The 22,353-nt window shown below is 68.9% G+C and carries 22 protein-coding genes and 1 pseudogene; 9 read left to right on the top strand and 14 right to left on the bottom strand.

Features of this window, described 5'->3' with window-relative positions:
* The first annotated feature begins 2 nt into the window (after positions 1-2).
* From AB4Z09_RS21900 to AB4Z09_RS21890, 3 genes are all read left to right on the top strand, one after another.
* Positions 3-650, top strand: a complete 648-nt coding sequence (locus AB4Z09_RS21900) for an HD domain-containing protein (RefSeq protein WP_442240658.1) — start codon at positions 3-5, stop codon at positions 648-650.
* Positions 647-2,125, top strand: coding sequence for an aldehyde dehydrogenase (locus AB4Z09_RS21895; protein WP_174912249.1), 1,479 nt, complete (start codon positions 647-649; stop codon positions 2,123-2,125). Before AB4Z09_RS21900 ends, AB4Z09_RS21895 begins: the two co-directional genes overlap by 4 nt.
* Positions 2,126-2,230: 105 nt before the next feature.
* Positions 2,231-3,214: an endonuclease/exonuclease/phosphatase family protein gene (locus AB4Z09_RS21890; RefSeq protein ID WP_174912252.1), complete on the top strand. Its 984-nt coding sequence runs from the start codon at positions 2,231-2,233 to the stop codon at positions 3,212-3,214.
* A gap of 16 nt (positions 3,215-3,230) precedes the next feature.
* Here AB4Z09_RS21890 and AB4Z09_RS21885 read toward each other — a convergent pair whose 3' ends face one another.
* A complete protein-coding gene (locus AB4Z09_RS21885) occupies positions 3,231-3,815 on the bottom strand; it encodes an HNH endonuclease signature motif containing protein (RefSeq protein WP_442240657.1) in 585 nt (194 codons plus the stop codon).
* 408 nt (positions 3,816-4,223) lie between these two features.
* On the opposite strand from AB4Z09_RS21885, the gene AB4Z09_RS21880 reads away from it, so the two are divergent.
* Positions 4,224-4,568, top strand: coding sequence for a hypothetical protein (locus AB4Z09_RS21880; RefSeq protein WP_174912257.1), 345 nt, complete (start codon positions 4,224-4,226; stop codon positions 4,566-4,568).
* A gap of 235 nt (positions 4,569-4,803) precedes the next feature.
* On the opposite strand, the gene AB4Z09_RS21875 is transcribed toward AB4Z09_RS21880, so the two are convergent.
* The 3 genes from AB4Z09_RS21875 to AB4Z09_RS21865 form a co-directional block, all read right to left on the bottom strand.
* Positions 4,804-5,622: an alpha/beta fold hydrolase gene (locus AB4Z09_RS21875; RefSeq protein WP_442240656.1), complete on the bottom strand. Its 819-nt coding sequence runs from the start codon at positions 5,620-5,622 to the stop codon at positions 4,804-4,806.
* A gap of 86 nt (positions 5,623-5,708) precedes the next feature.
* Complete coding sequence (locus tag AB4Z09_RS21870) at positions 5,709-6,641, bottom strand: 3-carboxyethylcatechol 2,3-dioxygenase (protein ID WP_174912266.1); 933 nt, start codon at positions 6,639-6,641, stop codon at positions 5,709-5,711.
* A gap of 63 nt (positions 6,642-6,704) precedes the next feature.
* Positions 6,705-7,511: an IclR family transcriptional regulator gene (locus tag AB4Z09_RS21865; protein ID WP_442240655.1), complete on the bottom strand. Its 807-nt coding sequence runs from the start codon at positions 7,509-7,511 to the stop codon at positions 6,705-6,707.
* Between the two features lie 199 nt (positions 7,512-7,710).
* Between AB4Z09_RS21865 and AB4Z09_RS21860 the strand changes: the two genes are divergently transcribed.
* Positions 7,711-8,310 carry an XRE family transcriptional regulator gene (locus AB4Z09_RS21860; protein ID WP_114718894.1) on the top strand — a complete coding sequence of 200 codons (600 nt, stop codon included), beginning with the start codon at positions 7,711-7,713 and terminating at the stop codon, positions 8,308-8,310.
* Between the two features lie 82 nt (positions 8,311-8,392).
* Positions 8,393-10,126: a TIGR03767 family metallophosphoesterase gene (locus AB4Z09_RS21855; RefSeq protein WP_174914911.1), complete on the top strand. Its 1,734-nt coding sequence runs from the start codon at positions 8,393-8,395 to the stop codon at positions 10,124-10,126.
* Here AB4Z09_RS21855 and AB4Z09_RS21850 read toward each other — a convergent pair.
* Entirely contained in the window at positions 10,123-10,704 is a 582-nt protein-coding gene (locus AB4Z09_RS21850; protein WP_442240668.1) for a potassium channel family protein, read from the bottom strand. The genes AB4Z09_RS21855 and AB4Z09_RS21850 overlap by 4 nt on opposite strands.
* 207 nt (positions 10,705-10,911) lie before the next feature.
* Here AB4Z09_RS21850 and AB4Z09_RS21845 point away from each other — a divergent pair, with 207 nt between their 5' ends.
* On the top strand, positions 10,912-12,309 hold the full coding sequence (locus AB4Z09_RS21845) for an exopolyphosphatase (protein WP_442240654.1): 1,398 nt from the start codon (positions 10,912-10,914) through the stop codon (positions 12,307-12,309).
* Here AB4Z09_RS21845 and tsaD read toward each other — a convergent pair.
* The 8 genes from tsaD to AB4Z09_RS21805 form a co-directional block, all read right to left on the bottom strand.
* Complete coding sequence (tsaD, locus tag AB4Z09_RS21840) at positions 12,254-13,294, bottom strand: tRNA (adenosine(37)-N6)-threonylcarbamoyltransferase complex transferase subunit TsaD (RefSeq protein WP_174912272.1); 1,041 nt, start codon at positions 13,292-13,294, stop codon at positions 12,254-12,256. The genes AB4Z09_RS21845 and tsaD overlap by 56 nt on opposite strands.
* Before the next feature lie 5 nt (positions 13,295-13,299).
* Positions 13,300-13,797: a ribosomal protein S18-alanine N-acetyltransferase gene (gene rimI / locus AB4Z09_RS21835; RefSeq protein WP_114718891.1), complete on the bottom strand. Its 498-nt coding sequence runs from the start codon at positions 13,795-13,797 to the stop codon at positions 13,300-13,302.
* Positions 13,794-14,450 (bottom strand): tRNA (adenosine(37)-N6)-threonylcarbamoyltransferase complex dimerization subunit type 1 TsaB, encoded by a 657-nt coding sequence (tsaB, locus tag AB4Z09_RS21830; RefSeq protein WP_174912275.1) that lies wholly within the window; start codon positions 14,448-14,450, stop codon positions 13,794-13,796. Before tsaB ends, rimI begins: the two co-directional genes overlap by 4 nt.
* 26 nt (positions 14,451-14,476) lie before the next feature.
* A complete protein-coding gene (gene tsaE / locus AB4Z09_RS21825; RefSeq protein ID WP_114718998.1) occupies positions 14,477-14,977 on the bottom strand; it encodes a tRNA (adenosine(37)-N6)-threonylcarbamoyltransferase complex ATPase subunit type 1 TsaE in 501 nt (166 codons plus the stop codon).
* Positions 14,967-16,061, bottom strand: a complete 1,095-nt coding sequence (locus AB4Z09_RS21820; RefSeq protein WP_429515799.1) for an alpha/beta fold hydrolase — start codon at positions 16,059-16,061, stop codon at positions 14,967-14,969. Before AB4Z09_RS21820 ends, tsaE begins: the two co-directional genes overlap by 11 nt.
* Positions 16,058-17,236 (bottom strand): alanine racemase, encoded by a 1,179-nt coding sequence (gene alr / locus AB4Z09_RS21815; RefSeq protein ID WP_254623025.1) that lies wholly within the window; start codon positions 17,234-17,236, stop codon positions 16,058-16,060. Before alr ends, AB4Z09_RS21820 begins: the two co-directional genes overlap by 4 nt.
* 100 nt (positions 17,237-17,336) lie before the next feature.
* On the bottom strand, positions 17,337-18,788 hold the full coding sequence (locus tag AB4Z09_RS21810) for an NAD(P)H-hydrate dehydratase (RefSeq protein WP_174912280.1): 1,452 nt from the start codon (positions 18,786-18,788) through the stop codon (positions 17,337-17,339).
* A 2-nt stretch (positions 18,789-18,790) separates the two neighbouring features.
* Entirely contained in the window at positions 18,791-19,570 is a 780-nt protein-coding gene (locus AB4Z09_RS21805) for a VOC family protein (protein WP_174912283.1), read from the bottom strand.
* Positions 19,571-19,643: 73 nt separating this feature from the next.
* Between AB4Z09_RS21805 and AB4Z09_RS21800 the strand changes: the two genes are divergently transcribed.
* Positions 19,644-19,997 (top strand): cupredoxin domain-containing protein, encoded by a 354-nt coding sequence (locus tag AB4Z09_RS21800; protein WP_442240653.1) that lies wholly within the window; start codon positions 19,644-19,646, stop codon positions 19,995-19,997.
* Positions 19,998-20,025: 28 nt separating this feature from the next.
* Here AB4Z09_RS21800 and glmS read toward each other — a convergent pair whose 3' ends face one another.
* On the bottom strand, positions 20,026-21,888 hold the full coding sequence (gene glmS, locus AB4Z09_RS21795; protein ID WP_442240652.1) for a glutamine--fructose-6-phosphate transaminase (isomerizing): 1,863 nt from the start codon (positions 21,886-21,888) through the stop codon (positions 20,026-20,028).
* A gap of 98 nt (positions 21,889-21,986) precedes the next feature.
* On the opposite strand from glmS, the pseudogene AB4Z09_RS21790 reads away from it, so the two are divergent.
* A pseudogene (locus AB4Z09_RS21790) lies at positions 21,987-22,353 on the top strand (hypothetical protein); the annotation flags it as partial.

Here is a 22,353-nt window from a genome sequence, read left to right as displayed (position 1 = left end):
CAATGCGTACCCCTACCGCCCTTCCCGTCGACACCTCGYCGATCGTCGTGGCTCCCGACGCCGACACCGACTTGGATCCGATCTGGAAGTCGGTGGTTCCCGAGTCCCGGGCCCGCGGCAACGACATCCACCTGCCCACGTCGTTCGCATACGCCGAGCGCCTGTGCGACTGCTACCCCGAGGCAGACTCGCTCATCGTCCGCGTCTCGATCCTGCTGCACGACACCGGATGGGGGCGTGTCGACGAATCACGGATCATCTCCGAAGGTTTCAGCGGCGACTGGCGCAAGGCCGCGATCCGGTACGAACACGAACGTCAGGGCTGCATCATCGCTCGCGAGGTACTGCCGCCGCTCGGCTACGACGACGAGTTCGTCGAGCGCGTCTGCGAGATCATCGACGGCCACGACACACGGCCCGACGCCAAATCCCTCGAGGACGAACTCGTGCGCGACGCCGACCGTCTGTGGCGCTTCGCTCCCGTCGGTATCGCACTTGCCTCGTCCTGGTTCGGGATGACGCCCTCGGTGTACTGCGACCGACTCGAGAGCGAGATCCTGCCCGAACTGAAAACCGAAGCCGGATACCGGATCGCCGTGGCAGACCTCGATCGGTCCCGCGCGCTGTTGAAGACGGACGTGCTGCGATGACACGGGCCGTGCCGAGCAGGGACCGGGTCGAGCTTCCCTACACACACGTCGACGATCTCTTCGTCGACGGCACCTGGGTCACGTCCACGAGCAACGCGCGCATCGACGTCGTCGACCCGGCCACCGAGGAGGTGTGGGGTTCGGTACCGAACGCCTCCACTCGCGACGTCGATGCCGCGGTCGGCGCCGCCGACCGTGCCTTCCGCGGACCGGGGTGGTCGGATCTGCGTCCGTCCGACCGCGCGGAGTACCTGCTGCGGATCGCGGACGAGATCGAGAAGCGGGCCGAACCGATGTCGTGGACGAACACCCGAGAGAACGGCAGCCCTGTCGCCGAGACCTCGGGTAGTGCGGCGAATGCCGCCGGGATCTTCCGCTACTTCGCATCGCTGGCGTCGTATCTCGAGCGCGACGACGAGCGCCCCTACCCGAACGGGCTCGGCACGACCACCGTCTTTCGCGACCCGGTCGGCGTGTGTGTCCTCATCGCGCCCTGGAACTTCCCGATCAACCTCGTCGTCGCCAAGCTGGCGCCCGCACTCATCGCCGGCTGCACCGTCGTGATCAAGCCTGCCGAAACCACCCCTCTGTCGATCCGGTTCGTCATCGAGGCGGTCGCGGCCGCCGGCGTCCCACCCGGCATCGTGAACCTGGTGACCGGGACGGGCGCCGTCGGGGACCACCTCGTGCGCCATCCTCTGGTCCGTAAGGTTGCATTCACCGGGTCCACCCCGGTCGGCAGGAAGATCGCGGCGGCGTGCGGTGAACTACTGCGGCCGGTCACACTCGAACTGGGCGGCAAATCGTCGGCGATCGTGCTCGAGGATGCCGATCTGGACGCCTTCGCCCAGGTGTTGATCCGGTCCTGCATGCGCAACACGGGCCAGACCTGCTACATCTCGACCAGAATCCTCGCGCCCGCGGCGCGGTACGACGAGGTCGTCGACACCGTCACGCGCACCGTCGCCGCGGCCAAGCATGGGGACCCCTTCGACGGCGACACCGTCTTCGGACCATCGGCGACCGAGGCGCAGTACGGGAAGGTCCTCGGGTACATCGAGGGCGCTCGTGCCGAGGGCGCCCGCCTCACCACCGGCGGTGGCCGCGCTGACACGGACCGCGGGTACTTCGTGCAGCCCACCGTCTTCGCCGATGTCACTGCGGAGATGACCATCGCCCGCGAGGAGATCTTCGGACCGGTCGTCACTGTCATGCGGTACGAGACCGTCGACGACGCCGTCGCGATCGCCAACGACACCGCGTTCGGTCTCGGCGGAATCATCTTCTCCACCAACGAGGATCGTGCCATCGAGGTGGCACGCCGGATCGACACCGGATCGGTAGGCATCAACTTCTTCGCCTCGAACCACAGTGCGCCGTTCGGAGGACGTGGAGACTCCGGCCTGGGAGTCGAGTTCGGAATCGAAGGTCTGAACGCCTACCTCACACCGCAGTCCGTCCACCACCGGCAGTAGTGCGCGACCCCACGGGCCCGTCCACGTCCTGTCCCGTTTCCGGACCGAACGGATAGGCTGCCGTCGCTGGTCGGAACGCACGAATCATCTGGGGGCGAAGAGTCGATGACGAGATCCAGGGCGCTGCGGTTGATCGCGGGTGCGGTCGGGGTGGCGGGACTCGTCGCGGGCGTGGCGGCACTGGCCACATTCCGCTCGGGTGCCTCCAACAACATCGTGATCGTGCTGGCATCGTTGGCGCCGCTTCTGCTGTTGGCCACCGTGGTCGGCGCGATCGTCTCGGCTGTCGCACGACAGTGGCTGCTGCTCGCCGCGGCCGTGGTCGTCGTCGGGCTCGGCGGCTGGGCGTACGGCCCGTTGTACGTCGCGGGTGCGTCCGGAGAACCGGTGGTGGACGAGAACGGACCGTCGATTCGCGTGATGCAGTCCAACATCATGGTGGGTTCCGCCGATCCGGAGGCCCTGGTGCGGATGGTGCGAGAACGTGACATCGATGTGCTCACGATCCAGGAGTTGACCGACCCGTCCGTCGAGGCCCTGCGGAAAGCCGGGCTCGAGGACCGTCTGCCCCATCAGGTTCTGGCCCCGCACACCACCGGCGGCGGCGGTGGCGGCATCTACAGCCGACTGCCGTTGTCGAACGGCCGCCAGGTGGAGGGAATGGCACTGACCAATCTGGTGACCGAGGTCGATGCCGGACTCGGCCGGCCGGTGATCCTGTACGACGTGCATCCGGTGCCCGCGTACATCGCGCCGGCAGCACATTGGACGGAGGATTTCGATCGGTTGCGCGCCGATATGGATTCGTCGGCCGCGCACGACAACGTCATCGTCAGTGGCGACTTCAATGCCACTTACTCGCACAGCAAGTTCCGCGATCTGCGCCACGGCGGATACGTCGATGCGGCCGACCAACTGGGCGCCGGGATCCTGCCGACGTATCCCACCGACAAGCGCTACCCCGCAGTCGTCGGGATCGACCACATCCTCACGAAGGGCGGCACGGCAACCTCGCTCGAGCGCATCGACGTAGTCGGATCCGACCACCACGGGCTGGTCGCGGACGTGCGGCTCACGACCGGATCCTGAGCCGGAACGAGTTGCATCAGAACGGCGGCGGTTCGTCGGTCTCGTTCGTGCCGTCGGCCGTTTGGCGGTGTCTGCGTCGCGGGAGGTGCGGGACGAGCGTGTTGTCGAGGTCGGTCATCGCGACCCCGCCGGGAAGAGTGACCGTGGTGGTGCCGTAACTGCTCGACCACACGAGGATGCCGCCCGCCAACATGGTGGCGGTGATGCGGTCCATCGTCTTGAGGTTGTGGTGGAACTGGCACAGGCACTGCAGGTTCGACGGAATGGTCCAACCACCCGCGATCGGGTTGCGGTGTGTGAAGGCGACGATGTGGTCGAGTTGGCAGCGGGCCGCGGGCACCGAGCAGCCCGGGAACCGGCAGTGCCCGTCGCGGGTGCGGACCATGCTCGTGGTCGATGCGTCCGGCCGGTACGTGAGGGCGCCGTGCGGTGGCTGCGCTTGTCCGCCGTGCCCGTCCGGGAATCGCCCGCGCCGCAACGTCGCGTCGGTGTCGAGCCTGTTCAGAACGTCCGCAATCGTGGTGCCCTCTCCGACCGGTGGCGGTCCCGGCAGTGGTGGTGGCCGATCCCACCACGACGACGGGATCGGCGATTCCGGCAACCGTCCCCCTCGGTGTCGGCGGCCCCGGGCGCGGAACACCTGCAGGCCCTGACGTCGCTGTGGCGCGGATTCGGTTGCGTTGCCTTGGCCGCCCGGCGCCGCCGAAATGGTGTCCGCATCCGGACCTGTACCCGTATCAGTCTCGGTGGGCTGCGTCGACGGTGTGAGCCCCAGTTCTGTTGCGAGCCGAAGTAGTTCAGGATCTCTTCCACGGCCGACGAGGCGATTCGCCGATATCGCCTGTGCCGGTCCGGTGTCGACGCAAAGCCCATGACTCGCCCCTCCCGTCAACCACACACGCTACTTCCGAGCACCCGCGAAGTCAGCGAACTCCACCGGCAGCCCGCCACTTCGTGGCATCGTCGAGGCTGTGAGGATCCTCGGACCCGTTGCCGCCACGGTTGTCCCGTGGTTGCGGTGGCGGGCCTCGTCCATCTTCACGAGCGCCCGCCGAGTCCGCCCGGCGACGCGGAGATCGCGGCGGGAGTCGATTGCCTGGATCCGGGCATGTTCCCCGGCCGTTTCCCACCGCCGACGGCGCAGACCTTCACACCTCCATCGACGGGATCGGTGCCCGACAACTTCATTCCCGTTGCCGTCGTGTCCTGTGAACCGACCTTCGGCAGGTCGCGCCTCGATGCGAACGGGAACCCTGTGGGCACGGAGGTGACGGTCGACGAGGTTCGGCACGCCGGCGATCTCACCGTGCTCCTGTCCGCGCTGTCCGAGGATTCGGACCCGCAGGGCTGGTGAATCGAGGCGTGGTTCGGCAAGACCCGCGACTACACCGGCGGCGCACACTGCACCCCGGGGATCCCATGCTCCATGCTCTGGCTCGTCGATGCCGACGGTCGCGCGATCCGGCCCGCGATACCGAAAACCCGTTCCTGAGGACCCAAGCCCGATGCGCGCGAGGCGATCGCCCGACTCACCGTGGTCGATCGCACCAGCCATGGCCTCTTCGTGCCGAGGTCCGACTCGTAGGCCCTCAGGCGACGCCGTCGCGGTGGGCGACCGCCTCGAGATGTGCGCGGATGGCGGCGGCGACCAGCTGCGGATTCTCGAGCGCAGGTATGTGGCCGACTCCGGGGAGGGCGACCTCCTGGACATGGTCGGGCAGCTCGTCGACGAAGCGTTGGATGAACTTCTCCCGCAGGAAGAACGAATCGAACTCGGAGATGATCAACGAGGTCGGCGCCCTCACCGCGCCCAGACCCGTCAGTGGGCCGTCACGCAGGAATGCGAGCAGGATCGGCAGGTAGACCGAACAGCGGGAGACGGCACGGATCACGTCGGTGGCGTCTGCCGGGTCGACGGCCGACATGTCGTGGCTGCAATTGCGGATGATCGGCCGCTGGAACAGCGGATGTGACGCGGCGCGATCGCCGAGCACCCGGGCGAGCGCCGCGAGCGGGAACTGGGCGACGAACCCGCTCCCCATCCGGAACTCCGTCGCCGAGAAGCGCTTCCAGCCTCCACTGGGATTGATCGCGGCGAGCGATGCGGCCCGGCCCCGCCGCTCCAGCTCGAATCCCACCTGGCCGCCGAGCGAGTTCCCGACGACGTGGCATGTGTCCCAACCGATCACGTCGAGCTCGCGTTCGATCCCGTCGGCAATACCGGAGATGCCGAGATCCCGCCATCGCGGCCGCGGACCGCCCCAGTGACCGGGCATCGTCAGCGCCAGGACGTCGCAGTCCGAAGCAAGTTCGTCGACCACGCGATGCCACACGTGGTGTGACAGCGTGAATCCGTGCAGCAGCAAAACACGTTCGCCGGCCCCCGCCCGTCGCGCGGATGTCACCATGACGCCCCCTCCCCGAAGCACTACGTCATGAGTAACACCGCGCGACAGCGATGTCCAGGGTCGCCGAGAGAGGTCGGCGAGAGTCGCTACTTCGCGGTGGTCACCGCGAAGCCCGCAACCCACTCCGGGATCGGCCGGTAGTACCGCGACTGCAACTCGTACGCACCCGACGCCGCGAGTGCCGCGTAGGCCGCGATCCACGTGCGCACCTCGTGCGACGACCCGCCACCGTTCGCCTCGAAGAACTCGTTGGTCCAGCCGTCGAACTGCGCGATGTCTCCCGCGGCGACGATGTCGAGAACGTCGTTGTCCCACTCCGGATTCAACGGCTTACGCGTGGAAGTTCCTGCCGCCAGATCGATTCCGGACTGCACGACCCGCTGCTCACCGCGGGCACGCTGCTCTGGGGTGGGCGGGTTGCCGAGGATCAGCGCCTCCGCGACCCGCGGCGGCGCACCGGCGAGGATCGGCACCGGCGGATCGTGCGACAGTCCGCCCGACGCCAGGAACAGCACGCGCTTGTCGAGCAGCGCCGCGGCCTCACCGAGCGCCTTGCCGAACTGTCGGATCCGGCGCACCGGGCCGAGAGGGGCCGCGACGCCGTTGATGAACACCGGCACGACCGGCACCGACCGGATGCCGCCGAACAGCATCTCGAGCGGCTGCACGAATCCGTGGTCCACGACCATGCGTGCCGAGATCGTGAGGTCGATGTCACGCTCGAGGACACCCTCGGCGATCGCGTCGGCCGCATCGGTGTCGACCAGGATCTCGCCTTCCGCGGAACCGAAGTCGCCCACCGCGATTGCGCCGGTGCCGATAGCGAACGGTGGCATCTTCTCGTAGAAGAAGCCGTTGTAGTGGTCGGGCGCGAACAGCACGACGACCTCGGGAGCGAACTCCTCGATGAACGCTCGCGCCCCGGCGACGGCGTGGTCGACCTCGTCGAGCACCTCCTGAGCCGGATCGTTCAGCCCGATCAGGGGTGAATGGGACAGCGCAACCAGTGCGACTGGCATGTAGGGCTCCTTCAGCCTGAATCAGATTCCGGGAGAGGTTCTTTCCTGGAAGTTGTGGCGTCGCTACGACGCGAGTGCGATCTGGGACGCGCACAGCGCGCGCGACGCGGCCAGACTCACCCGACGCAGGGCGGGCTCCACGCTCGCCGGCGAGAAGCTCGCAACCGGACCCGACACCGAGAACGCTGCGACAGGGCGTGCACCCGAGCCGTTGACGACTCCCCCGATGCACACCAGGCCCTCGCGGGTCTCCTCACGGTCGAACGCGACACCGGACCGCCGGACCTGCGACAACTCGACACGCAACTGTCCGATGTCGGTCACCGTCCGAGCGGTGCGGGCCGCGAGATCCGAGCCCAGCAGATCCTCGGCGTCCTGACCGGAGTATGCGAGCAGCGCCTTGCCCACCGCAGTGCAGTGCGCCGGCGCCTTCCCGCCGACCCGCGACGGTGACGCGACGTGACGGTGGCCGTAGAGCTTGTTGATGTAGAGGATGTCGGGACCGTGCAGGACCGCGAGATGCACCATCTGCCGGGTCGCCTCGTACAGGTCCGCCAGGTAGGGAGTCAGGACGTCGCGGATCACGGAGTGCTGCGGCGCGTATACCCGGCCACCGAGGTTGTGGAGCTCGGCGCCGAGCCGGTAGTCGCTGCCGACCCGCTCGACGGCGTGGTTGCGCTCGAGCATCCCGAGGATGCGGAACGCGGTGGACTTGCTGAGCCCGGATCGGCGCGCGAGTTCGCTGACACCGACGCCGGAGTACGCCTCCTGCCCGAAGCTGGTGAGCAGGCTCATCGCCTTGTCCACGGCGGCACGGCCGTCCCGCGTCGACCCCGAATGCGACAGATCGGTCAACTCCTGCACACCCATCGATCCCTACCCAATCACTACGCAAAGAGGACATTCCCGGCGCGACGGCCCGTGGCGGCGCCTTCGCGATCGAGTGTGCCCACCTGCCGTTTCGATGTCAAGATGGACGATAGTGATATTAAAAGTGACACACGGTCGAGCGGGGATTCAATCGTGTGGAACATTGAGCGCATTGCGTCATCGACGAAAGGAGGCCCTGTTGGACAGCAACGGCCTGATCGCACGCAACGTGCAGCGGTTCCGTAACGAACGACAGATGAGCATGGGCGACCTCGCCAAGCGGGCGAACCTGTCCAAGCAGACGCTCTCGAAGATCGAGCAGGGTGTCGGCAATCCCACAGTCGAGACGATCGACGCCATCGCCGAGGCGCTCGACGTTCCGCTGCGGCGCCTGGTGACCGAGTGGGGGACGCGGGTGTTCGTCGTCCGCTCCGGCGAGGGTTCGTGGAACGACCGGTCCGATATCGGTTCGACGAAGGTGCTCGATCAGATCTACGGCTCCGGCTACGTGCGCACGAGCCTGACCAGACTGCGGCAGGCGCCGGGCGGCGACGTCGAGAGCATGGTGCGCCCGGCCGACTCCGCCGGGACCCTGATCCACGCCTACGTCGTCTCCGGAAAGGTGCGAGTCGGCCCGACGAACGAACTGACGAACCTCACCACCGGGGACTTCGTCCAGTTCCCCAGCGACGCGCCCTGGATCCTCGCCGCACTGAGCAGCGAGGCGACCGTGCACGTCGTGACGACGATGCCGCAGGTCCCACAGTTCGGACCGCTCTCCGACGAGAGCCGTCACTGAGCGACACGGGGCCGCAAAGGGGGCGAACAGGAGTCTGTGGCACGAACCGTCCCCTACAGTGGGCGCCGTGTGTGAACAGCAGATGAACGGTTGGAATCGGCGGTCCTTCCTCGGAGCGGCCGGCATCGGAGCGCTCGGAGTCGCCGGACTGCCTCTCATCGGCAGCCGGTCGTGGAATCCGCTCGCAGCACAGGCCTCCGCGGCCCCGCTGCCCGCGTCGATCGCAGGCACCACTCTCGAATCCGTCGCCGTTCCTCTGGGCAGCAGCGGATACCGCCGTCTCACCGCCGGTCCGGGCTGGCCGCTGGTGGTCCGCACCGATCTGGCCGAGCCCAAGTCCGGTCGCGAGGACCGTCGCTCCGCCCTCGCGTCCATGGTTCAGCTCACCGACGTGCACGTGCTCGACGCCCAGTCACCCGTTCGGTTCGAGTACGTCCACCCCTTCCAGGGTGCCGCGTTCCGGCCGCAGGAGACCATGACCGCGCAGGGCCTCGTCTCCCTCATCGACCGGGTCAACTCGCTGCGCCAGGGTCCGCACACACAGCGCGACTTCGACGCCGTGATCACCACGGGCGACAACACCGACAACAAGGAGCACGTCGAACTCGACTGGTTCCTCAAGGCACTCAACGGTGGCACGATCGTTCCGAACACCGGCGATCCGACCCGCTACGAGGGCGTGCAGAACTCGGGCGCGGACCTGTACTGGAATCCCGAGTCGTCGATCCAGGACATCTACAAGAAGACCGGATTCCCGGAGGTCCCCGGCCTGCTGTCGGCGGCACTGCAGCCGGTCACCAGCCCCGGCCTGAACACCAAGTGGTACAGCGTTTTCGGCAACCACGACGACTCCGTCGAGGGCACCCTCCCGAGCGGCATCCCGTTCCTCGAGCAGATGTACACAGGAGACAAGAAGTTCGAGGTCCCGGACTCCTCCGACCAGGCCGCGCGCATCTCGAGCGCCCTGAGCTCCGATCCGACCGCCGTCCTGAACCTGCTGTCGGCGATCACCACCCCGCCGCGCATCGTCACCCCCGACGCGCGGCGCCACCCCTTCACGCCGCGCGAGTTCATCGCCGCCCACCTCGACCCGGCGAACGCCGGCCCCGGCCCGGTCGGCCACGGCTTCGCGGCCGACGCCGACGAAACCGGAATCGGTTACTACACCTTCGAGATCGCGCCCGGCGTGATCGGCATCAGCATGGACTCGACCAACCGCGCGGGCTTCGTCGACGGCTCGCTCGGCGAGGCGCAGTTCAAGTGGATCGAGCAGACGCTGCTCGCGGGCAGCAGCAAGTACTACGACACCAACGGCGCGCTCGTCACGCAGAGCCGCAGCGATACCTACTTCGTGCTGTTCAGCCACCACACGAGCACCACGATGGCGAACACCCTGCCCGACCCGGAGCGCCCGCTCGAGCCCCGGTACAAGGGCGCCCAGCTGGTGGATATGCTGCACCGCTTCCCGAATGTCCTCGCCTGGGTCAACGGCCACACCCACGAGAACCGCATCACCGCACAGGTGGGCCAGACTCCGGCACAGGGATTCTGGGAGATCAACACGGCATCGCACATCGACTTCCCGCAGCAGGGACGCATCATCGAGGTGGTCGACAACGAGGACGGCACGGTGTCGCTGCTGACCACGCTGATCGAGGCCGACAGCCCGTACCAGGTCGACTACGACGACTTCTCTCCGGCGGGCCTGGCATCGCTGTACCGCGAGTTCTCGTTCAACGACATCCACGCCGACCCGAAACTGCTGGGCGGCTCCCCGGACCACAATGTGGAACTGGTCCTGGCCACACTCCGCTAGCCGTCGGCGCGGGCGTCCTTCGGAGCGTCCGCGCCGCCGTCGGTCTCCCGCCGGGCCTTGCTCCACCGCACGGCCTCGGTCAGCAGTCGTACCCCGACCGCAAGCATGACGAGGTTCCCGACGATCTGCGCCGTGACCACCGCACGGGCAGTCTGGTCGACCGCCGCGATGTCGCCGAAGCCCACCGTCGCGAAGACCGTGAGCGTGAAGTACAGCGCATCGATCCTGGTCAGCGGCTCCGTGAACGACTCCGGATTCATCTGGGACAGGAGGAAGCTCGCCACCGCCGAGCCCAGCAAGTACACCGGCAGCGTCACCATCAGGGCCTCGGCCGACCGTATGGCGGGCACCGGGGAGCGCAAGATCTGCCGAACCTGCCAGATACACAACGCCACAACGAACAGCAGGCCGCCGACGAGGATCGCGACCATGCCCGCGTTCGACAGGTGATCCATCGGCAGCGCGAAGTACGCGATGACCAGAACGACAACCGTGCCGAGCGGACGAAGCAGAGCCCGACGCAGCAATCGACGGCGCTCGTGCTTGTCGAGCTCCTGCAGTCGGGCCGGGTCGGTCATAGGCTCTCGCTTCTGCATTCGTCACACCGTACTACCGCGAATGTCGGCACCGACCTGCGACGACACACCTGACCGAGCAGAGCGGACCGATCTTCGGTAACGTTCGGATAACGACGTCGACGTCTGGAAGGGAAGTAGTCCAGCTTTCCGGTGCGAGCGAGTCGAGAACGCGAACAGATCCGAACACCGAAAGTGGGAGGTGGACAAGTGCGAAGTTCACTCGGTATCTCTGCCGGAGCGGCCGGCGTGTGCACTGCACTCGTCGCCACCGACGACACCGGCATGCAGTCCATGGAGTACCGGACGCTGTCCTCGGACCTCGGCACCCACACCGACCTCGGCGACCTCAGCCTCTCCGCGATCGGCCTGATGACCGTCCAGGTTCCCGACCACAGAATCGAGCCGGACGCGATCGCGGTGGCGTACCGCACGGAGGGCCACGCCGCAGCCGTTCGGTCCGCGGCCAAGCGCCAACGTCGGGCCATCCGCTTGATTCCCGAAACGGCCGCCACCTTGGCCTATCTCCGTAGCACCGGGCTGGTCGCGCAGTACGGGAGCATCGCGGTCGTCGATCTCGGCGCATCGGGACTCACCGTCACGGTCGTCGACCAGGCCAGCGGCTCGATCTTGTGCCGTGACCGCACCACGACCGTCAGCGGCGACGGTGCAGCCGATGAACCGGACGCCGACATCGCCTCGCGCGTCGTCGAGTTCGTGACCGGCACCTGCGCTCGCAGCTTCCGCACTCCCGAGGCCGCGGTCCTCGTCGGCGGCGGCGGAAACATCACCGACGTGGGGGCGGCACTGGACGCCGGCTTCGACGGCGTCACGATCGTCGTGCCCGAACCGGAGGCCGCGACCGCCAAAGGCGCCGCGCTGCTGGCCGGATCGAACGCCAGACAGGATTTCCCGGTGGTCGCCGGGTCGGGTGGAGGACGTGGGACGGGTGCTATCGTCGGCGCACTCGTCGTCGGTGGCCTGATGCTCGGCTACGGCGTCAAGGAAGTGATCCCGCAGAGCGAGGAGAACTACGCACCCACCGGCAGCCAGGTCATCGAGACACCCACGGGCGAACCCGATGTCCCCACTGTCGATCCGGACGACACCGACATCCCGTCGGGCGATCCGACCCCGACCTCGACCGTTCAGGTGCCCGCCTCGCAGGTGCCACTACCGACCACCGACGACTACAGCGGTCCGGCCTGGACGACGCAGTACACGACCACCGTCGAACCGCCCCCACCCACGACGACTCCCCCGACGCCCACCACCACCGAGGCGCCGACCACGACGACACCGCCACCGAGCACCACGCAGAGTCGGCCGTGGATTCCGCCGATGTGGCCCGAACTGCCCACGTGGCTCCCGGGTCTCGTACCGGGGGTTCCGACTCCGGACGGCGACCCTCCGAGCCTCTCGGCCGATCCGACCACGCCCACCACCGAGACGCCCACCACCGGTCCGCCTACCTCCGAGCCGCCGGCTTCCGAGACCCCCACCTCCGAGCCGCCCGCCCCGGGGACCGAGCCGGCCGGGCCGCAGCCAGAGGTCAGTCCCGAATCTGGCTCACCGACACCGGAAGTCCCGGATTCGTTGCCGAGGTGAGCGCCGACGGCTGTGCGCCTCCCGCGATGAGGTGCGCGCCGAGGGCCGCGATCATCACGCCGTTGTCGGTGCACAGCCGCGGACTGGGCACCCGCAGCGTCAATCCCGCCGCAGCACACCGCTCCTCCGCGAGCGACCGGATCCGCGAGTTCGCGGTGGCGCCGCCGCCGAGAACGAGGGTGTCGACGCCGACGTCCTGCGCCGCGCGAACCGCCTTCATCGTCAGCACGTCCGCCACGGACTCCTGGAATCCGGCCGCGACATCGGCGACCGGAATCGGTTCGCCCGCACGCTCCTTGGCCTCCACGAACCGCGCCACCGCAGTCTTGAGCCCGGAGAACGAGAAGTCGTGCCGGGCATCCCGGGGACCGGTCATGCCGCGCGGGAACACGACGGCGTCCCGGTCGCCCTGCTGCGCCAGGCGATCGAGCGCCGGGCCGCCCGGAAATCCGAGATCCAGCAGGCGCGCCACCTTGTCGAACGCCTCACCGGCCGCATCGTCGACCGTGGTGCCGAGTTCCACGATCGGCTTGCGGCCCAGTTCCTCCACGTGCAGCAGGTGCGTGTGCCCACCCGAGACGAGCAGCGCGACGCACGGCGGCATCGGGCCGTGCTCGATCGTGTCCACCGCGACATGCCCGCCGAGATGGTTGATCGCGTAGAACGGCACGTCCCACGCGGCCGCGTACGCCTTGGCCGCCGCGACACCGACCAGCAGGGCGCCGGCGAGACCGGGGCCGATCGTCACGGCGATCGCGTCCGGCTTGTCGATGCCCGCGGCCGCGAGGGCGCGACGCATCGTGGGAACCATCGCCTCGAGATGCGCGCGCGAGGCCACCTCGGGCACCACACCGCCGTAGCGGGCGTGCTGGTCGACGCTCGACGCCACCTCGTCGGCGAGCAGCTCGCAGCGCCCGTCATCGTGCCAGCGGACGATCCCGACCCCGGTCTCGTCGCACGAACTCTCGATACCCATCACGATCATGGCCGTCACTCCTTGCCCTGCCGCTCGGCGGCCTCCGCGTCGATCCGCGCCGGGCGGTGCATCGTGTACGCGTCCGCGCCGCTCGGCTGGTAGTAGCGCTTTCTGGTGCCGACGATCTCGAAGCCCTCACGCTTGTACAGCGCGATCGCCGGCTCGTTGTCGGTGCGGACCTCGAGGAACACCGGTCCGCCCCACTTGTCCGCCACGCGCAGCAGTTCGGCCAGCAGCGCTCCGCCGATGCCGCCGCGCTGCGCCGACGGATCCACCCCGATGGTGTGTACCTCGGCCTCGGGCGTCACGCTGTTGCCGAGCAGTGCCACCCCGGCGTAGCCGATCAGTGTGTCGGCGTCGTCGCGCGCCGTGAAGTAGTGATTGTGCCCGCCCGCGAGTTCCGACCGGAACGCCTGCGCGCTCCACGGGTCGTCACCGGGGAACAGCACCTGCTCGAGCTCGGCGCACCTGTCGGTGTCGGTGTCGGCCATCGGAACGATGCGGATGCTCATTTCCTGCGGTCCGCCAACTCCACCGCGTCCGGGCGCCGCAAGTACAACGGCACCAGCGGTTCCGGCTCCACGCCCACCCGCAGTGCCTGCGCCGCGACCTTCACCAGACCGGCCGGCGAGGGGGTCTCGACCGGCTCGACCGGCAGGTCGAACATGTCCACGTGCGAGGCCGAGCCCGCGATCACCTGCGACGGCGACGGATCGAGATCGGACGGCTTGACGACATCGGGCCCCTCGACCCGCGCCCCGCCGGAGTAGCGCGCCCAGTACACCTCGCGGCGACGAGCATCGGTGACCACCAACAGGTCCCGCTCTCCGGAGACATCGGCGGCGATCGCGTCCAGGCTGCACACCCCGTGTACCGGGATGCCCAGCGCATCGCCGAACGCGGCGGCGGTCGCCATACCGACGCGCAGACCCGTGAACGGACCGGGCCCCACGCCGACGACGACCGCGTCCAGATCGGCGGGGCTGTGGCCCGATTGGGCCAGGCAGTCCAGAATCTGCGGGGTCAGGACCTCCGCATGCGCTCGGGCGTCGACGGTGACTCGGACGGCCAGCGTCCGAGGAACGCCCGGGTCCGAATCAGGGTCGAAGCTCACGACGCCCGCGGTGACCGCGGGAGTGGAGGTGTCGATAGCAAGGACAAGCACGGTAGACCAGGCTACTCGGCTCCGTACTACGCGCGCGGCACCCACTCCCAGCTCGCGGTGCGGACATCGGACTCGGGCTCGCGACGCAGCCGCACCCGCAGGTGCCGATCCGCCAGATGTTCCACCACGCCCTCGCCCCACTCGACCACGACGACGGCGTCGCCCAGGTCGGTGTCGAGATCGAGCGCGTCGAGCTGATCGTGCATATCGAGCGAGCCCGCGTCACCGCCCTCGCCGCCGAGGCGGTACGCGTCGACGTGGACCAGGCCGACGGGCGCGCCACCGTCGGGGCGCGTCCCCGGCCGGTGCTCTCTCGCGATGATGAACGTCGGCGACGTCACCCGGCCCTCGACGCCCAGACCCGCCGCGATACCGCGGGTCAGCGCGGTCTTCCCGGCGCCCAGCGGGCCGTCCAGCACCACGAGATCACCCGCGACGAGGTCGCGGGCCAGCGCCCGCCCGAGAGCCTCGGTGTCCTCGGTCGTGGGCAGGGTCGCGTTGCCCCCGGTACGTGTGTCAGCCGACATCGGTTCGCTCCAGTTCACCCGCCGGCACAGCATTCTCGTGGTTCGCACGACTCGACACGGCACGCCGGACCAGCCGATCGATCGCATCGGAGGTTACCTGCGGGAACTCGAGCTCCACGAGATGGCCGGCATCGCGCACCCGCACCAGTTCCGAGCGCGGCAGGGCGGCCGCGAGGGACTTGGAGCTGGTGAACGGAATGATCATGTCGGCGTCACCGCACAGCACCAGCGCCGGTGTGTCCGACAGCACCGGCAGCGCCTCCGACTCGTCATGCAACTCCAACGATTCGAGGAAGTTGACGATCGTCACCACCGAGATGTCGTTGAGCATGCCCTCCGAGAACGCGACCAGCCGCGGACTGACCTCGGTGCCGTACGACGCGGCCCGCAGGATCGGCGAGATGATCGCGCGCGCGGCGCCCCGTGCCTGCTGCACGGCGCCGGGGGCGGTGCGCACCGCGAGGCGGAACCCGTCGATGACCGGGTTGTCGAGGTTGCGTCCGAGCCCCGACTTGTTCAGGCCGGCGGCGGTCGTCGCGAGCAGCCCCACACCGATCACCCTGTCGTCGAACAGCTCCGGGAACTGCCGGGCCATCGCCAGGATCGTCATGCCGCCCATCGAATGCCCGACGAGCACCACCGGGCCCGACGGCGCCACGTCCTCGACGACGGCCGCCAGGTCGCGGCCGAGCTGGGCGATGGTGCAGCTCTCGGCGGCGGGCACGCCGGACTCACCGTGCCCGCGCTGGTCGTAGAACACCATGCGGACGGAATCGCCCCACCGCTCCGCGAGCTGCGCGCGCTGGAAGTGCCACGACTCCATCCGCAGGCAGTAGCCGTGCACGAAGATCACCGTGAGGGGCGCATCCGGTGGACCCACCTCCCGCACCAGCAGTGGCACGTCGTCCTCGGTCGCCACGACGCGGCTGCGGTCGCCGGTCATGAGCGCGAAGTCCTCGGACCCGTAGATCTCCGGTCCTCGTCGCGTCGCCGCAGACTTGACGACGTTGATCCCCGCGATCGCGCCGATCGCCGCGGCACCCAGCACTCCCCCGAACAGGCCGAGCCTGTTCAGGACGTTCACGAACGACCGCCGGGACCGCCGACATAGGTTCGCACCGTCCGGCCCCGCACCGAGGTCACCACCTCGTAGTGGATGGTGTCGAGCGCGTCCGCCCACTCCTGTGCGTGCGGTTCACCGTGCTCGCCGTTGCCGAAGAACACCGCGGTGTCGCCCTCCTGCACACCGGCACCGTCGGGACCGAGATCGACGACGACCTGGTCCATGCAGACCCGTCCGATGCCCGGGCGCCGGTCGTCACCCAGGCGCACGTCGAACCGTCCGCCCAGCGCGCGCGGAATACCGTCCGCGTACCCGACCGGCAGCAACGCGACCGTCGTGTCGTGCGGGGCCACCCACGTGTGCCCGTAGGACACACCCTCACCAGCTGCCACTTTCTTCACCAGCGCCACCCTCGATCGGAACGTCATGACCGGCCGCAGGCCGAACGTCCCCAGATCCGGTACCGGGGACAGTCCGTATATCGCGATTCCGGGCCGAACCATGTCGAATTGCAGGTCAGCACGGGTGAGGGTGGCCGCCGAGTTCGACAGGTGCGCCGCCTCCGGAGCCAAACCGATCCGCTTGGCGTCCGCGAGGGCACCCGTGAAACGTTCCCGCTGATCGTCGATAGCGGGGTGGTGCGGTTCGTCGGCGTGCGCGAGGTGCGAGAACACACCCTTGAAACGAACCGCCCCCTCGGCCTCGACCCGAGCGAGGTCCTTCAGGAAGTCCGTCCACTCCTCACGCGAGACGCCGTTCCGGTTCAGGCCGGTGTCGACCTTGATCGTCACGGTCGCGGGCGTGCCGACCTCCCGCGCCGCCGCGACGACGGCCGCGAGATGCCGCGGCGACGACAGCCCCACCTCGACGCCCAGCGCGATCGCGGGGGCGTAGTCGGAGTCCGCGGTGTGCAGCCACGACAGCACCGGGGCGGTGATCCCGGCGTTCTTGAGTTCGATGCCCTCGGCGAGGGTGGTGACACCCAGTTCCCGGGCACCGGCAGCGAGTGCGGCCCGCGCGACCGGAACCGCGCCGTGGTTGTAGGCGTCCGCTTTCACGACGGCCATGACCGCCGCATCGCCGGCGTGCTCGCGCAGGATCCGCACGTTGTGGGCTACCGCGTCGAGATCGATCACCGCTTCCGCCTGCGGCGCCGCCGCCGGAGGGGGTGTGTCCGCCGCCGAGGTGGCGCTCACGGTGTTCGGGTCGGTGTCGGTCTCCTGCGCGCTAGTAGTCACAGAATTCGATCCTGCCACTCACCGGGACCAGCCCGGTTCCTGGGTACAACCCGACCCGTCACGATTCGGGCACATGTGAGCGAAGGATCCGAATCGCGGACCGCAGGTGCGCCAGCAACGTCGACGCGGAGATCGGCGCGAGCCCGGCGTCCCCGATGTCCTCCGAACCCTCCCGCGCCCCGAGGTTGGCGGCGAGCGAGTGGGCCCGGGCCCCCGCCGCGGCCGCGGCCTCCGGTGCCAGACCCGTCGCCATCAGCGCACCGATGACGCCGGACAGGACGTCACCCGACCCGGCCGTGGCCGCCCACGAACTGCCCGCGTCGTTGACGTACGCCCGGCCGTGCGGGTCCGCGATCACGGTGGCCCGGCCCTTCAGCAGCACGGTCACGCCCCACTCGGCGGCCAGTGCCCGCGTCGCGGCGACGCGGTCCGGCGTCGGCGCGACAGCGGTGAGCCGCTCGAACTCGCCCGCATGCGGGGTCAGCAACGTCGGCGCACCGCGCCCCCGCACCAGGTCCGGGTGCTCGGCCAGCAGGTTCAGCCCGTCGGCGTCGACGAGGACCGGTAGGTCGGTTTCCAGCACCGTCCGCAGGTCCGTCAGGGCGTCGTCGTCGGTGCCGATGCCGGGGCCCACGACCCACGCCTGTACTCGGCCCGCATCGGCGGGCGACGGGGCAGCGACCACCTCGGGCCAGTGATCGAGCACCTCCGCGACGGCACGACCCGCATACCGCACCATCCCGGCGGTGGCGGTGACCGCGGCGCCGGAGGACAGCACGGCAGCGCCCGGATAACGTCCGCTGCCCGCGACGACGCCCACCACGCCCTGCGTGTACTTGTCGTCCGCCGGCCGCGGAACGGGCCACAACCGGCCCACCTCCCACGCGTCGAGCGCGACCAGGTCGGGCGTCGGCAGGTCCAGGCCGATCGGCACCAGTTCGACCCGGCCGCACCTCGGCGCGGCCAGGACGTGCACCGGTTTGAGCGCCCCGAACGCCACGGTGACGGCAGCGGTCACGGCGGGACCGTCGACGGCACCGGTGTCGGGGTCCACGCCACTGGGCAGGTCGACCGCGACGATCGGGGCATCGAGTTCCGCGACGATCGCGGCCGCGGCCGGGCGCAGCGGGCCCTTGCCGGAGATCCCGACGATCCCGTCGAGCACCAGGTCGGGGCTGCCCGGATCCGACGAGACGCGCCCACCGGCGGCCTTCAGCGCCGCCAATCCGGCGGCGTGCGCGCGCTCGGGGTTGAGTAGGACCGCGGTGACCGCCACGCCACGCCGGCGCAACAGCGTTCCCGCCCACAGCGCGTCACCGCCGTTGTCACCCGAGCCCACCAGTAGCGTGACGTCGCGGCCCGACACGCCCCCCGTTCGATCCCGCAGCTCGTCGGCCGCGACACGCGCCAGGCCGTACGCGGCGCGCCGCATCAGCGTGCCCTCGAGCAGGCGCGCCAGCAGCGGCGCCTCGGCGGCCTTGACCTGCTGCGCCGTGTAGAAGTTCCGCATCTCTACCCGGCCGCCACCGGACCGGAGATCATGAACTGCGCGCCGTTCGGATCGGCGACGTTCGCCATCCGGCCGTGCTCGGAATCCCACGGCTCGCGCAGCACCGTCCCGCCGAGTTCCGTGAGCCGCGCGACAGCGGCGTCGGTGTCGTCCACCGCCACGAACATCTGCCAGTGCGACGGCACGTCCGCCGGCATCGCGGTGCTCGCGTCGAAGATCCCGGCCAGGTCCTCACCGTCGAACCGGCCTGTGGTGTACCGGAATTCGCCCGTGTCGCTGAGAGTTGCCAGGTTCCAGCCGAAGACGTCCCGATAGAACGGCAACGCGGCGTCGTAGTCCTTGCTGACCAGTTCGAACCACGCGGGGGCACCGTGTTCGCCCATGACACCGAAGCCCTTGTGCTCGGCGGGCTGCCACACCCCGACGACCCCGCCGGACGGATCGAGGAACATCGCCATGCGGCCCTGCTCGGGCACGGTCATCGGTTCCATCATCACCTGACCGCCGGACTCCGTGACGGCCTTCGCGGTGGCATCGGCGTCGGCGGTGGCCAGATACGTGGTCCAGATGTTCACGTAGGGGTTCCCCGGCTGCCCGGCCATCATGCCGGCGACGGGCTTCCCGTCGGAGAAGAACATCACGTAACCGCCGTACGCCTCTCCGGACGATTCGTGGGTCCAGCCGAACATGGCGTCGTAGAACGCGGCGGCGCGTTCGGGATCCGAGGTCTGCAGGTCGATCCAGCAGGGCGCACCGATCGGCGCGGATTCACGGGTTGGCATGACTACTCCTCGCGAACTCGAGGTCGGGAGATGTAACTCGAGGCACAATCATCGCCAGACTACGCTGAATCCCATGAAGACACGGGCAACTGCGATGATCGCCGGAATCGCCTTGGCTGCAAGCCTTTCCGCTTGCACCAACTCCTCGACCGACGAACCCGTCGCCGACAGCGRGCCGACGGTCAAGGTCTCGAACATGACCTACTCGCCCTCGTCGATCACCATCTCCGCGGGACAGACGGTGACGTGGGTGTTCGACGATCGCGGCACACCACACGACGTCGTGGGCCTCGGCGACGCGAAATCGGTGTTGCGCAGCCCGTTGAAGACCACCGGGACGTGGGAGTTCACCTTCACCGAGCCCGGCACCTACGACTACACGTGCTCGCTGCACCCGGACATGCTCGGTGTCGTCATCGTGATGTGACGACACCGAGCCTGTCCTGACGGTCTCGCTATTCGACCGTGACGGACTTCGCGAGGTTGCGCGGCTTGTCGACGTCCAGGCCACGGGCCTGCGCCACCTCGGCGGCGAAGACCTGCAGCGGTACCGTCGACAACAACGGCTGCAGCAGCGTCGGCGCGGCCGGGATCTCGATGAGGTGGTCGGCGTGTGCCCGCACCGCCTCGTCGCCTTCCTCCGCGATGACGATCGTCTTCGCGCCGCGCGCCTTGATCTCCTGGATGTTGGAGACCAGCTTCGAGTGCAGCACCGCCCGGCCCTTCGGCGACGGCATGATCACGATGACCGGCAGGCCCTCCTCGATCAGCGCGATCGGACCGTGCTTGAGCTCACCGGCCGCGAAGCCCTCGGCGTGCATGTACGCGAGCTCCTTGAGCTTGAGCGCACCCTCGAGCGCCACCGGGTAACCCACGTGGCGACCCAGGAACAGCACCGCGGGCGACTGTGCGAACTCGCGTGCGAGCGCGCGCACCGGTTCGACGGTCGCGAGCACCCGGGTGACCAGCTCCGGCATCGCGGCCAGGTCGGCGTACTCGCGCGCCACCTCGTCCGGGTACTTCGTGCCGCGCGCCTGCGCCAAGGCCAATCCCACCAGGTAGTTCGCAGYCACCTGGGCGAGGAAGGCCTTGGTGGAGGCCACGGCGATCTCCGGACCGGCCCGCGTGTAGAGGACGGCGTCGGCCTCACGGGGAATCTGTGCACCGTTGGTGTTGCAGATCGCGAGGACCCGAGCCTTCTGGTCCTTCGCATGCTTGACGGCCTCGAGCGTGTCCGCGGTCTCACCGGACTGCGAGATCGCGACGACGAGCGTCGACCGATCCAGCACCGGGTCGCGGTAACGGAACTCGCTGGCCAGTTCCACCTCGACGGGCAGCCGCGTCCAGTGCTCGATCGCGTACTTCGCGAGCAGGCCCGAGTGGTAGGCGCTGCCGCACGCGACGACGAAGATCTTGTCGACGTCGCGCAGCTCCTGATCCGACAGTCGCTGCTCGTCGAGGACGATCTTGCCGTCGGCGAAATGGCCCAGGAGCGTGTCGGAGACGGCCTGCGGCTGCTCCTGGATCTCCTTGAGCATGAAGTAGTCGTGACCGCCCTTCTCGGCGGCCTGCAGGTCCCAGTCGATCGTGAACGGGCGCCCCTGCTGCTCGTTGCCGGCGAAGTCGGTGATCGTGTAACCGTCGGCGGTGATGACCACCACCTGGTCCTGCCCGAGCTCGACGGCATCGCGCGTGTGCTCGATGAAGGCCGCCACGTCCGACCCGATGAACGTCTCGCCCTCACCGACACCGACGACCAGCGGCGTCGAACGACGCGCGGCGATGATCATGTCCGGATGGTCGGCGTGCGTGAACACGAGCGTGAACGCGCCCTCGAGCCGACGCAGTACCGACAGCGCGCTCTCCACGAAGTCGCCCGCCGTGGGACCGCTCTCGTACGCCTTCGCGACGAGGTGCACCGCGACCTCGGAATCGGTGTCGCTGAGCAGGTCCACCCCGGCGGCCTCGAGCTCGGCGCGCAGCGGCGCGAAGTTCTCGATGATGCCGTTGTGCACGACGGCGAGCTTGCCGCCCGCATCGCGGTGCGGGTGGGCGTTGCGGTCGGTCGGCTTGCCGTGGGTGGCCCAGCGGGTGTGACCCATTCCCGTGGTGCCGACGAACTTGTCGGCGCCCACCTCGGCGAGCTCCGCCTCGAGATTGGCGAGGCGCCCCGCCTTACGCTCGGTGGCCAGCCCGCCCACACCGTCCGCCACGGCGATCCCGGCGGAGTCGTAGCCGCGGTATTCCATCCGCCGCAACGCCTCGACGACAACACCCAAAGCCTGGCGGTGGCCCACGTAACCCACGATTCCGCACATGGTTCACCAGGGTACTTGGACCACAGTCCGGAACGAACTCGGACGGGCGATGCGGCGCAACTCCCGGGGGTCGCACCCGATCGGATAACGTCTCCCCCGTGGCGCAGACACCGAAGTCCCTGGTATCCAAGCTGTCCAAGCGTGGCCCACGCAAGGTGCTGCGCGGCGACCTGGCGCTCGCGGGGCAACCCGGCGTGGTCTACACCCCCGCCGAGGGGTTCAATCTCCCCGCCGTCGCCTTCGCGCACGACTGGCTGGCGAGCACCGCCAACTACGCCGCGACGCTCGAACACCTCGCATCGTGGGGCATCGTCGCTGCGGCGCCGGCTACCGAACGCGGCCCGGTGCCGTCACACCTCGGGCTCGCCGCCGACCTGGGCACCACCCTCGACATCTGCACCGGTGTGCGCCTCGGTCCCGGTCGGATCAGCGTGGTGTGCGCCTCGGTCCCGGTCGGATCAGCGT

Origin of the sequence: Rhodococcus sp. TAF43, assembly GCF_052113525.1 — a bacterium.
Lineage (GTDB): Bacteria > Actinomycetota > Actinomycetes > Mycobacteriales > Mycobacteriaceae > Prescottella.
This window is presented reverse-complemented; position numbering and strand designations above follow the sequence as displayed.